We start from the raw sequence: 11,715 nt of genomic DNA on the forward strand, positions 1-11,715 counted from the left end.
ATCGGGCCTTGTTGCCTTGTCAAACCGTCATAATGCTTTGGTGTATTGATAGCTGATAATATTTGTCGTTACTTATTTGCAGGTAACGTTTACGTATTATTGATAACAAATAAAAAAGCCACCCGAAGGTGGCCTAAACTTCACCATGTTAACCTAAGGAACAATAACCTTGCTTGTAGCTACTTGTTTATAACTTTTGTCGAAGAGTGTTAGAAAATAAATTCCCGGTGCCATCGAGGCAGTCCGCATGAGGTATTCCGTTTGCCTGTACCGGGTAATGGTAACCGGCCGCTCTGCAACTTTCTGACCAGCTATGTTCCGCAGCTCAATACGGTAAGTGTTTTCGCTTAACCCTGTGAAATGGATACAGACCCTGTCAACAACAGGATTGGGCGCAACGGCTACTTTTGCCATGCTTGTTTCCGTTACACTGAATGTAAGGATGTTCGAGTATTTGTAACTACCATCATTGTCTACCATTTTTAACCGGTAATAAAGCGAGCCATAATGGGCGTTTTTGTCGGAAAAGGCATAATCAACATGCGTGGCGTTTTCCGAGGGGAACACGATGCCGATGGGTTCATAATTCATGCCATCGCGGCTGCGTTCTACTTCAAACCGGTTCAGGTTCTCTTCGCGGCTGGTTTTCCACCACAGGTTAATGACCCCGTTCTTTTCCTCGCCTTTAAATGCCGATAGTATAACCGGCAAAGGCGATTCTCCTATACACAATTGAGGATTGAACAAAAAGCTTTTACCGGTACCGTTATCACCCGCCAGGAAATTGAAAGTCAGTCCAAGCGTGCTGCCGAGGTTCAGCAGGCTGTTATCGTAATCGAGCGCCGCTGCCGGTGAACCGGCCAGGATGCGGGGCGCAGAGAGAACGCCCCGTGTATGCGCAACACCGGCCACACTAAAGCCAAACAGCGACACGGCATTTACCGAGAGGAATTCAGTGCCATGGTGGGCCAATACGGTGTATTGAGGTGCAGAACCGTAAGTACCGCTGGCATTGCCCAGGAAAACATACACGGCACCGCCTACTGCATTTGCCTGCAGCTGTAAGAGGGTAGCACCCGATGATAAGGGTTCACCTATTACCAGATCGGGATAACCATCGCAATTTACATCATACGCGTTGTCGATGGCGGCGCCAAACAATACATTCAGGTCGAGCGAATTCAGGATCGATAACAAATGGGTCGAGCGGGGCGATTCCAGCACCTGGTCGCTCGTAACAGCACCAGCAGGTGCGCCTGCCTGCTTCCTAAAGATATGCACATTGCCACTTTGTATGGTTAGATGCAGTGTATTCGAAAGTAATCCACCTAAAGGGGCGCCAATGGCGACATTTCCGTTGCGGGCGCCCCCTGCTCCTTTTATGCCTTTGACTTTATAACCGAATAAGTTGGCAGCATTACCCATCAGGCTGCCGCTGCCGGCTTTAAGGGTAGTGCCTGCAGTATTGTTAACACCGGCGCCGGTCCCATAATAGATATGCGCGGTTCCTCCCAGGACCTGACCATTGAAAAGACCACCCAGGGAGGAGAGATCCATACCGGCCGGAGCACCCACAACAATGTCGGCTTTTCCATCGCTATTATAATCACCTGCACCATCTACACTAAAGCCAAATAATAAACCACTGTTCAGCAGGTTGGGGAAAGAAGTCAGCCCAAACAAAGAGGCAGCCGGCGCCTGCAGGTGCACTGGCGAGGTGGTGCTTAAATTTCCGGAGAAATACACAAAGGCGGCGCCGTTCTGTACAGCATTTAATCCAACGCCCAGGTATCCCGGAGCACCCACTACAATATCTGATCTGTTGTCACCATCCAGGTCATCTGTAGCGGCTACGGAGAAACCAAAAAGTGCATTCGCCGATATGTTGCTTGCTAATAAGCCGGCAATGCCATTACTGAAAAAGGTAGCGCCCTGTAATTTGATCTCAATGAAACCGGCCGGATTGGTGGCCGGGGTATTGCCACCGGGATAAACGTATATTTTCCCTGCTTTCACATTCACGGTCCCCAGGCTACCTGCAACGGTGGTGCTATAAGCATCGAGCGGAGCGCCTATAATGATATCATTGATGCCATCACCGGTAACATCACCGGCATCAACGCTGGTGCCGAAGAGGGCCCCTGCAACGCATGTATTCGGTTGCAATGTTTTGGCCGGAGTAGTTGACAAACCTGTTGGTGAACCGTAAAATACAAATACGGCGCCTACGCTCAGCAATGATCCGTTGCCGCTGAAGATGTTGGTGAGGCCGGGCGCGCTGATGGCGGCATCGCCATACCCATCGCCATTTACATCGCCCAAACCGCTTACGGCATACCCATATAAAGCGGAATTTATTTGCAGGGAAGGGAGGCTGCTCAGCAACCCGTCGGCCGATGTGCTCCACTCGGGTGTTCTGTTCAATGGATCGATGGTCAGGGGATAGCTGGCCCCGCTGTCATCTACTTCAATGGTGAGCAAACCATTGTTGTAATGCATTGCTGCAGGTAATTTTTTATTATTCGCATCCCACACGTTCAGGTCTTCATAAACCAGCATCTGTTGATGACTGGCATTAAAAAATGCCAGGCTGGTAGGGCCAAGCAAACGTGGTTGCAGATCAGTAATGGGTTCTATGGTAACCTTAAGATCGCCATCGCCTGGCATTTTCCTTTTCACCAGAAAATTCTGGCGCAAACCTTCCTTGTTATTAATGTATTCTATTTGAATGTTATTGAAATTGTATGAAAGCTGATCGACAGCATGCGTGATGGTGCAGGATTGGTCGGGCACCCATTGAATGCTTGAACGGCCAATACCCCTGAGTTGGAAATTGACGGCCCAACCTGCTTGCGGAGCTTGTACGGTATAGCCGCTGGGAGAAAGAGTAAAACCGGTATGGCTGCGCATATTGGTGGCGTTAAAGCAACCCTCGGTATCTGCCGCTTGGATTTGATCTTCGAACGCTTGTATGCCCTTTAAAGCCCGGTGATACCAATCGGTGGAGATATTGGCTGCTGGTTGACGGGCGGCCTCCTTCTCATTAAATTGTGCATGTACGGTGGTTGCATATGGCAATGCAATAACCATCACCACTATGTAAAGGTGTAGTTTCAATGGTAATAATTTTAGAGGTAAACAAAAAGCCATCATGCCCGATGCACTGGCATCGCCAGCCGGCATTCACATGGCAGGCATTCCTGGTAAATTGATCAATGGAAAAGAAATATTGGAATTAAATGAGAGCCCGGGTCAGGCTTTTCTGCAATATTGGAAGGGGGGTCGAAGCAGGTTCGATGCGATTGTCTGACGGTAAAATTAGTATGCAATGCATCTTCCTTTTACCGCTTTTAATTCAAAGAATACCGGGATCGGGTCAACAAACCCTTAGTTCTCTATGAAATAGGGGCTCGTAAATAATGATATATATCAGTAATGGTTACATGGCGATACCTGATAAGAGAAAATGCTTATCTCTAATGAATGTTTCTGCTCAAATGGTCAAATACAGCATTGTTTGCAAGGTGCATACGTATCACACGGGTGTATATATATTACAAGGAGGCAGCTTTTAATTGCCTCACCAGGTGGCGGTTTGTTGAGGATCTTAAACGAAAAACAAAAGTAGTAGGAGTATGAAATGCTATTCAATTCGTGTAAACAGTATTGACCGCGAAGCGGTATTCAATCAGCTGGCGCTTGAAACCGGTAGCGTATTAGAAGACAGCAATACCTTGATCCGTTTTGCCGCTGATATCGGCCGCGGGCAGGTGAAAGAGTGGCACCTTGAAGCGGGTTTGTATATGCGGATTTGGGATCTTTGCCTCACCAAACCAGTGGAGTTGATAAAAGAGGCTTTGCCTGTATATGTCACCAATAATGGGTTTAGCCTGTTATGTATCGCTACGCCGCAGTCTATAGATCTGAAAAGCATTAACCAGCATCAGCAATTCAATAAAGTACGTGAAAAGCGATCGGCGCTGGTGCCGGATTCAGAAAATGTGGTTCTTCAATTCCATCCGCATTGGCCGGTACAATTGATAGAGTTTTCTATTTCTTCTTACTGGTTGAAGCAACAACCGGGTTATCTTTCGGTTGCCCGGTATTTCGAGGATGGCATTGCCGACGAGAATGCCATGCCGGTGCTGATAGGGTCTTTTTCAACGAAGGCGGATTCACTGGTGGCCAGTATCATGGATTGTACAGGCGAAAAGAAAATAGAGGCCGGGCAGATCGTGCCGGTGGCCAGTGCTTTGATAAAAGATTTTCTACACGCGGTCTCCAGGGTGGAGCCGGAAAAAAACAGCAACCATCTCGAACTGTATTATGAAAAAATAAAGGATGCTGAACGCATTTTAATGAACCATCTGCAGCAATCGCCGCCCCGCATGGGAATGATTGCCAAAATGGTGGCGCTCAGTGAATCTACGTTAAAACGGTATTTCAAGCTGGTATACGGTAAAAGTGTGTATGAATATTACCTCACCAGGAAGATGGAAATGGCAAGAGCATTATTGATAGAGCATTCCTATTCAGTAAACGAAATGGCTGAATTAATGGGTTATGAGAAAGTGAGCCATTTCATTGAAATATTTAAAAAGCATCATGGCTGTTCGCCGGGCGCTATCAAGAAAAAGCAGCCTGAGCTATCAGGCCATTCACGGTTCCCATTAGCACATTAGCAAATCAGCAAATCAGCACATTATTCACACTCGTCCCCTAAGTCGGCGTGCAATAAAAACCCTGCGAAGCCAAGTGCTTTGTGGGGTTCTTTTTTATTGGAGTATTGGAGTATTGGAGTATTGGAGTAATGCGCTTGCTTATATGGGAGTGATGGCGCCAACCATGGAAAGCGTTCCGACTTTAGTCGGGATCAGCAAGTCAGCATATTGCCAGTGTATTTCATCAGCAAATCAGCACATCAGCACATCGATTTTAGAATCCCAGTTGCGGCATTGGCCTGAACACATAGGGCTCTGTACGGGCGGGTTCTTTAAAGAACCAGTTATAGAAACGGTTCAGCCAGCCAAACACATTGTGTTTGTAGGTAAATTTTGGTTGAAATGTATAATATTTGGCGCTTCCGATCTTGAATTTGATCAGCACCATTTCTTTAAAGGCTTTTGCTTTTACTTCTTCCGAGAGGCCGATCAGGCTGTTCAATTCTTCGGGATCATTTATAATATACGCCTTTCCGACTATTTGCAGGTAGTAGCCTTTCCCTTTGCGGTAAAATTGCATATGGGCCGGAAATTGACGGTCAAATTCGTTCAGTTGTTGCTCAGGCCGGTTGGTGAAGAACCAGATATTCGCCAGTTCATCTACGGTTATAATAGAAACGATGGTTGTGGGGAATTTTAACACGCCTCCGCTCAGATTATAAAACAACGCACTGCCAATTCCCTGTATTTTGTCCTGTAAAAAAGGTATGCTATTGGCGGCTTTCATATGTGTGTTTTAGAGTTAAAATTCAAATTGGATACCAAGAAAGGAATATACCCATGGGGTGGTGGCTGCTGATTGCACGTAGAGTTTTTTCTACACAAGCATGGAATGGCCGAAGATATCCGTGGCATTTGTTTTTTTATAATTCAATTACAATCCGATTTATCACCACAAAACAATGCGTTATGGAAAGAGGAAGGAGTTCAAAAAATCAGGGTTCAGCAAAAACTACAAAAAGCAGTACAGGTAATACGAGGAGCACGGGTAGTAAAGCTGGGAGTACCGCAGGTAGAGCCGGTAGTAAAGGAACAACAGGTAAAAAGGATAACCAGTCATTATTAAAAGAGTTTTTCGTTGAACAGCTGCAGGATATTTACTGGGCCGAAAAGCACCTGGTAAAAGAGTTGCCCAAATTACAAAAGGCAGCTACATCTGAAGATGTGATCTCTGCGCTGGAAGAGCATACATCCATTACTGAGGAACAAGTTGCCCGCTTAGAGGAAGTATTTGAAATGATGGAAGAAACCGCCAAGGCCAAGAAATGCGAAGCCATGGAAGGGTTGACCAAAGAAGCACATACGGTGATTGAAGATACAGAGGATGGATCTGCCACCCGCGATGTAGCGATCATTATGGCTGCCCAAAAGGTAGAACACTATGAAATTGCTACTTACGGAAGTCTGGTGCAACTGGCAAAAACCCTCGGGCAAACCGATGTAGCCGAACTTTTGCAGCAAACGCTGGAGGAAGAAAAAGAAGCAGACGTACTACTTACTGATATTGCCGAAAGTTATGTCAATGAAGCAGGCGCCCAGGAAGAAGGAAATGAAGGAGAGGAAGAATAAGCGGTATGTCATTAAAGAATGATTAAAAACAGCCAGTGATAACCCTGAACGAGGGGGCTGGTACAACTTTTTTAGTTCTGGTTATAGATTTAGGGGTTTTTTAAGGTCTACTGGTGTCGGGCCATTCCTGGCCTGACTTTTTTTTGCCTATACTCCTCCTTTTTATTTCGGCGCATTTCTATTCCCGCAATATTTTAAAAAAAATAAGTTATGCGAAAAAAGAAGAGGAATAAGCTGTCCATACTTTTTCAGAAACTGGCCAATAAAGCGACCCGGGCTACTGGTTCGCCTTACGCATTTATAACAGCTGCTGCCATCGTAATTGTATGGGCGGTAACAGGGCCGATATTTGGTTATTCAGACTCCTGGCAGTTGGTGATAAATACCGGCACTACCATCGTAACTTTTTTGATGGTATTTATCATTCAACAGTCGCAGAATAAAGATACAATGGCTATTCAATTGAAATTAAACGAATTGATAGCCTGCCATGAGAGGGCAAGCAACCGCCTGATCGATGTGGAAGACCTCACCGAAGAAGAACTGGCTTTGATCAAAAGATTCTATATAAAACTGGCTGATCTGGCAGAAAAAGAAGACGGTGTTGGGGTTTCCCACTCACTAAGTGAGGCGGAAACATTGCATAGGATAAAAAGACAAAGTCACAGTAAAATGAGTAAGTGATGGGACAAGTGGCTAAAGTGACGCACAGGCAATTTTTGAAGTTGTACCGGGATTATGCTAAAGCAGCCACGGTGGCCGATCTCATTTATGTATCGGATACTCAGCCAGGGATTTTACGATATAAAAAAGGCCGTGGCTACGTGTATATGTACGAGGGCAAGCCATTGCGTAAAAAAGAAGATATGCAGCGCATCCGCAGCCTGGCCATTCCGCCTTCCTGGTCTTCGGTATGGATTTGCGCCTTGCCGAACGGACATATTCAGGCAACCGGCTTAGATCTGCGGAAACGCAAACAATACCGCTATCATCCGCTCTGGTCGGTCTTCAGGAATGAAACTAAATTTCACCGCCTGTATGAATTTGGAAAAGCATTGCCGGCTTTGCGCAGCAAGGTCGAAAGCGATCTGAACCAAAAAACACTGAACGCTTCAAAGGTGATCGCTACAGTGATCAGTTTAATGGAGCGTACCTATATTCGGGTAGGCAGCTGTGAGTATGAAAAACAAAATGGCTCTCATGGCATTACTACCTTGAAAGACAAGCACGTAGAAATTGCCGGCGACACCATTCGCTTCTCCTTTACAGGGAAAAAAGGGGTATGTCATGACATAACGCTGAGAAATAAACGGCTTGCCCGCATTGTGAAGAATTGCCGGGAATTGCCGGGAAAGGAACTCTTTCAGTATTATGATGAGCAAGGCAACCGGCAGCCGATCGATTCGGGCATGATTAACAGTTATATCAAAGAGACCACGGGAATGGACTTCACCTCGAAGGATTTCAGGACCTGGGCCGGTTCGTTAAACCTGCTGCGATCGCTGAAGTCTATGGGTGAAGCAGTTACAGCGGCGGATGCGAAGAGGAATATTGTGGCGGCGCTCGACGCGGTAAGCCTAAAGCTGGGGAATACACGCACTGTGTGCAAGAAATATTACGTACACCCGGGACTGATAGCCCTGTACGAAGAGAATAAATTGAACAAGTACCTGACTGAACTCAATGGTGAGGAAGGAACAGCGGCACCTGCGCTCGGTTTGCATCCAGATGAAGAAGTTTTGATGAAAATTCTACAGTCGTTCCACAAAAGCTGACCAATATTGGGAACTATTTTCTACAGACACAAAATATTCCCGTTTAAAATTTTAGGCATAGTTTTTATAAAAATATATATGTAGCCGGCCACTGAAAAAGAGAAGAAAGTAATAGGAGAATGCCGGTAAAAACTTTGACGATTTAAACTTATTATAAACTTACGCTACAAATCAGGCCTTAACCAAGGACTCCCGATGTTTCTACATCGGGTTTTTTCTTTTATACCAGTTACTTGTCACTGACGAAATATACGGGGCTGCATTGCCCATTCGAAAGCGGCAACGCCAATGCTGCAACGTTGAAATTTGCGTCTGCTCAATACGCCTGATCTCAAATTTGTCAGTAAGGATAATGTAGCCCGAACGCTTTAAAAAGGAAAAGTCCGGAAACAACGTGTATGCATGTTTCCGGACTTTCTGTTTAATGGTCAATGGGGAATCTCGAGCTGGTTGGGACAATGGATGGTCATTGGTGAATGGTCAATGACCATTTAATGCCTTGCTTCCGCTTTCAGCTTTATAAACCACATTAATTAGTCAACTGGTTAACTCGACTTCTTTGCAGTGCTTCTTTTCCTGGAAGTACTTCTTTTCTTCGCCGTTTTCTTTCTGGCGGTTGTACCTCGTTTTTTAGCGGCTTTCTTTTTCTTTGGTGCGGGCACCTTGGCGCCTTTCTCTCTTGCCTCAGCTAATCCAATGGCAATTGCCTGTTTGCGGCTGGTCACCTTCTTGCCACTGCTGCCACTACGCAACGTGCCTTTCTTTTTACGACGCATAGCGCTTCCAACCGTCTCCTGTGATTTTTTTGAGTATTTAGCCATAATCTACTATTTACTTTTCTAATACAAATACTACTTATAGCGGCGAAAATTACCATGCCATCAACTGTTCCTGCGGCATCAATGTTCCTAAAGGAAGTTTGTTGCAATGAAGGTGCAAAGTGTAGAAGCGGTTTCCCATTCAAAATACCCCTGTATCATACCGGATTGTAAAACAGGGCGGAATAATTTTTTAATTAACTATTGGGTCATTATGCTTACGTGGTGTTTACCTCATGAATACCAGCGGCAGATGAAAGCTGGCAGGATTTACGTTTGATGCATCACGTTGTATAATCCTTACATATTCAAACAAATTATTTGAAACTTAAAATGTTTTAATATGGCACAAAATAAGGAAGTAATCGAAGTATTGAACGATCTTATTCAAATCAATAATGATCGTACTGCAGGTTACACAAGAGCCGCAGAAGATACTAAAATTGTTGACGTTGACCTTAGAACCATATTTGAACGGTTGGCCGACGACAGCCGTCAGAACGCAATTGAATTAACTTCGCAGGTAGGCCGCCTGGGTGGTGAACCTGCAACTGGTACCACTACATCTGGTAAATTATACAGAGCCTGGATGAATGTTAAAGATATGTTTACAGGTAAGGACCGGCATTCACTGCTGGCATCCTGCGAGTATGGTGAAGATGCCGCACAGCGCGCATACGAAGACGCACTGGCTTCCGACGCTCCATTGCCTACCGATATCAGGCAGTTGATCACCAGTCAGAAGGCATCCCTCAAAAATGCCCACGACATGATCAAAAAGTACAGAGATATGCATGAAATAGCTAAATAATGCTAAAATAACTAAAATAGTGGCTTTAGTACTGTAGAGCAAAAACGCAGGCCGGGTAAGATCTCTTACCTGGCCTGTTTGTGTAATAGATGTTGAAGTAACACCAAATTGTTGAAAATATAACGGAAAACCGGTATGTGTGTGTGGAAATAAATGCACTCTTTGGCTAAAATGGCCCTGAAATGCGCTGGCAAACAATTTTCTAATAATGTTCAAGCAAATTCAACGGTATGAAAGCAGACATAAATAGCTCAACCCCTTACATCCAAAGTATGGTGTCGTGTTTGAGTAAAGTGGTGGATGATGGTTACAAGGAAGACTTTGTAGCCACTCGTGAGGGATTAGAGTCATCCAGTACCCGAAAGCTCTACGGACCCAATGAAGTTAAAGTGATCACTTCTTTTCGCTTTGAAGGTTTTTCCGATCCACACGATAGCGCCGTATTATATGTGATAGAAACAGCCGATGGGGTAAAAGGAACGTTGATCGATGGTTGTGGAAGTTTAGCCGATCCCTTCGTTTATAAGTTTATCCTGGATGTGGAAGCGCGGAACGAGAAGGTCCTGATCAATTAAACAAAGACTTTCCATTATATATACACCATGATACAGGGCTGTCCCGGTTTTTGTCGGGACAGCCTTTTTATTTTTCAGCCGTGCTCAGCGGCAAGCAAACAAAAAACCCTGACGGAACCGTCAGGGCTGGCTTTGATTGAAACCTTACTATATAAAGGATAAAACTAGGTGCTACGCATTAAGCCAAGGATCAGTGAAATAACAGCCAGAACGATCAACACGTGTATCAAGCCGCCTGCACTGTATACAAAGAAACCTAACAACCAGCCTATTACTAAGATCACTGCGATAAGATACAATATACTTCTCATGGTGTACAATTTTAGGTTGCGTAATATGTATATGTAATAAAAATTTACTGCCAGCAAAGGCCCATTGTATCTGTTGAAAACATTACTTCAGCTGGGCCGGGGATGTAGAACTTAATACTCATAGAACCGCCCTGGGGCTTACTTGCAGCAAACGGGAACATTCTTTATACTGGTATATGATATGATCATTGTTAGAATGATGGCAAATACCTGGAAAATCTTTAAGCAGTCGGTTACTGAGTTCATGAACGACGATTGTATTAAGCTCAGTGCCTCCCTGTCGTATTATACCATTTTCGCCCTGGGGCCAACACTCATCATTATCATTTCGTTTGCAGGCATCTTTCTGGGCCGCGAAGCCGTAGAGGGTAAGTTGTATGATCAGATCAAAAACCTCATCGGAAGCGCTGCCGCCTTGCAGGTACAAAATATCATAGCCAATGTGCAAATGAACCAGCAGACCGTTGTGGCCGCTATCATCGGGTTTGTGCTACTGATCATGGGGGCTACCGGTGTGTTCACCGAGATCCAGGGGTCTATCAATTATATCTGGTCTATCCGGGCCAAACCAAAAAAAGGCTGGTTGAGGTTCCTGACCAACCGCCTCATTTCATTTTCACTGGTCATTAGCTGTGGATTTATTCTGCTTGTATCGCTGGTGATCAATGCCCTGATGGAACTGCTGAGTGAAAAGCTGCAGATGTATTTTGAGAGCGTCACGATCGTGGTCTTCTATATCCTGAACCTGATCTTGATCTTTGCGATCATCACCGCCCTTTTTGCCATTATTTTCAAAGTGCTGCCCGATGCCACCATCCGGTGGAAGGATGCCTTCGTTGGCGCCGGATTTACGGCCCTGCTCTTTATGCTGGGTAAATTCCTGATCAGTTTGTATATCGGGAAATCGAATGTAGGCCTTACGTATGGCGCTGCGGGTTCTATTATCGTTATTCTGGTGTGGGTGTATTATTCTTCCCTGATCCTGTATTTCGGCGCTGAGTTTACCAAAATATACTCCATACATCACGGGGCAGGCATAAAACCTATCGACACAGCGGTCTTCATTATCAAACACGAAGCAAAGGAGATCGGTGAATCAAAGATATGATGACCTGTCCTGACGTAGATTTTTTTC

General features: G+C 45.1%; 11 protein-coding genes. 7 read left to right on the forward strand and 4 right to left on the reverse strand.

The genetic code is table 11. The annotated features are described in order from the left end of the window. Positions 1-153 precede the first annotated feature (153 nt). Positions 154-3,117 (reverse strand): T9SS type A sorting domain-containing protein, encoded by a 2,964-nt coding sequence (locus tag JT717_RS16870; RefSeq protein WP_205511678.1) that lies wholly within the window; start codon positions 3,115-3,117, stop codon positions 154-156. Positions 3,118-3,635: 518 nt separating this feature from the next. Between JT717_RS16870 and JT717_RS16875 the strand changes: the two genes are divergently transcribed. Further along, entirely contained in the window at positions 3,636-4,682 is a 1,047-nt protein-coding gene (locus JT717_RS16875) for an AraC family transcriptional regulator (protein WP_205511679.1), read from the forward strand. Positions 4,683-4,935: 253 nt separating this feature from the next. Here JT717_RS16875 and JT717_RS16880 read toward each other — a convergent pair whose 3' ends face one another. Then, complete coding sequence (locus tag JT717_RS16880; protein ID WP_205511680.1) at positions 4,936-5,448, reverse strand: pyridoxamine 5'-phosphate oxidase family protein; 513 nt, start codon at positions 5,446-5,448, stop codon at positions 4,936-4,938. Positions 5,449-5,630: 182 nt separating this feature from the next. On the opposite strand from JT717_RS16880, the gene JT717_RS16885 reads away from it, so the two are divergent. The 3 genes from JT717_RS16885 (at position 5,631) to JT717_RS16895 (ending at position 8,065) form a co-directional block, all read left to right on the forward strand. Continuing rightward, positions 5,631-6,290: a YciE/YciF ferroxidase family protein gene (locus JT717_RS16885; RefSeq protein WP_205511681.1), complete on the forward strand. Its 660-nt coding sequence runs from the start codon at positions 5,631-5,633 to the stop codon at positions 6,288-6,290. A gap of 210 nt (positions 6,291-6,500) precedes the next feature. Continuing rightward, positions 6,501-6,974: a low affinity iron permease family protein gene (locus JT717_RS16890; RefSeq protein WP_205511682.1), complete on the forward strand. Its 474-nt coding sequence runs from the start codon at positions 6,501-6,503 to the stop codon at positions 6,972-6,974. Beyond that, complete coding sequence (locus JT717_RS16895) at positions 6,974-8,065, forward strand: DNA topoisomerase IB (RefSeq protein ID WP_205511683.1); 1,092 nt, start codon at positions 6,974-6,976, stop codon at positions 8,063-8,065. Before JT717_RS16890 ends, JT717_RS16895 begins: the two co-directional genes overlap by 1 nt. 545 nt (positions 8,066-8,610) lie before the next feature. Here JT717_RS16895 and JT717_RS16900 read toward each other — a convergent pair. After that, positions 8,611-8,886 carry a DUF6496 domain-containing protein gene (locus JT717_RS16900; protein WP_205511684.1) on the reverse strand — a complete coding sequence of 92 codons (276 nt, stop codon included), beginning with the start codon at positions 8,884-8,886 and terminating at the stop codon, positions 8,611-8,613. 340 nt (positions 8,887-9,226) lie between these two features. Here JT717_RS16900 and JT717_RS16905 point away from each other — a divergent pair, with 340 nt between their 5' ends. Both JT717_RS16905 and JT717_RS16910 read left to right on the forward strand, forming a co-directional pair. Next, positions 9,227-9,694, forward strand: a complete 468-nt coding sequence (locus JT717_RS16905) for a ferritin-like domain-containing protein (protein ID WP_205511685.1) — start codon at positions 9,227-9,229, stop codon at positions 9,692-9,694. Positions 9,695-9,924: 230 nt separating this feature from the next. Beyond that, positions 9,925-10,269: a hypothetical protein gene (locus JT717_RS16910; protein ID WP_205511686.1), complete on the forward strand. Its 345-nt coding sequence runs from the start codon at positions 9,925-9,927 to the stop codon at positions 10,267-10,269. A 164-nt stretch (positions 10,270-10,433) separates the two neighbouring features. On the opposite strand, the gene JT717_RS16915 is transcribed toward JT717_RS16910, so the two are convergent. Then, positions 10,434-10,580, reverse strand: a complete 147-nt coding sequence (locus tag JT717_RS16915) for a lmo0937 family membrane protein (RefSeq protein ID WP_205511687.1) — start codon at positions 10,578-10,580, stop codon at positions 10,434-10,436. A gap of 181 nt (positions 10,581-10,761) precedes the next feature. Here JT717_RS16915 and JT717_RS16920 point away from each other — a divergent pair, with 181 nt between their 5' ends. Next, entirely contained in the window at positions 10,762-11,688 is a 927-nt protein-coding gene (locus tag JT717_RS16920; protein ID WP_205511688.1) for a YihY/virulence factor BrkB family protein, read from the forward strand. Positions 11,689-11,715 lie beyond the last annotated feature (27 nt).

The organism is Longitalea arenae, from assembly GCF_016924755.1.
GTDB classification, from domain to species: domain Bacteria; phylum Bacteroidota; class Bacteroidia; order Chitinophagales; family Chitinophagaceae; genus Niastella; species Niastella arenae.

What these genes read in the sequence shown, in the direction of transcription:
- JT717_RS16905 (WP_205511685.1), top strand. Translation starts at nt 9,227, where the DNA reads ATGGCACAAAATAAGGAAGTAATCGAAGTATTGAACGATCTTATTCAA.
- JT717_RS16920 (WP_205511688.1), top strand. Translation starts at nt 10,762, where the DNA reads ATGATCATTGTTAGAATGATGGCAAATACCTGGAAAATCTTTAAGCAG.
- JT717_RS16910 (WP_205511686.1), top strand. Translation starts at nt 9,925, where the DNA reads ATGAAAGCAGACATAAATAGCTCAACCCCTTACATCCAAAGTATGGTG.
- JT717_RS16915 (WP_205511687.1), bottom strand. Translation starts at nt 10,580, where the DNA reads ATGAGAAGTATATTGTATCTTATCGCAGTGATCTTAGTAATAGGCTGG.
- JT717_RS16880 (WP_205511680.1), bottom strand. Translation starts at nt 5,448, where the DNA reads ATGAAAGCCGCCAATAGCATACCTTTTTTACAGGACAAAATACAGGGA.
- JT717_RS16900 (WP_205511684.1), bottom strand. Translation starts at nt 8,886, where the DNA reads ATGGCTAAATACTCAAAAAAATCACAGGAGACGGTTGGAAGCGCTATG.
- JT717_RS16885 (WP_205511681.1), top strand. Translation starts at nt 5,631, where the DNA reads ATGGAAAGAGGAAGGAGTTCAAAAAATCAGGGTTCAGCAAAAACTACA.
- JT717_RS16875 (WP_205511679.1), top strand. Translation starts at nt 3,636, where the DNA reads ATGAAATGCTATTCAATTCGTGTAAACAGTATTGACCGCGAAGCGGTA.
- JT717_RS16890 (WP_205511682.1), top strand. Translation starts at nt 6,501, where the DNA reads ATGCGAAAAAAGAAGAGGAATAAGCTGTCCATACTTTTTCAGAAACTG.
- JT717_RS16895 (WP_205511683.1), top strand. Translation starts at nt 6,974, where the DNA reads ATGGGACAAGTGGCTAAAGTGACGCACAGGCAATTTTTGAAGTTGTAC.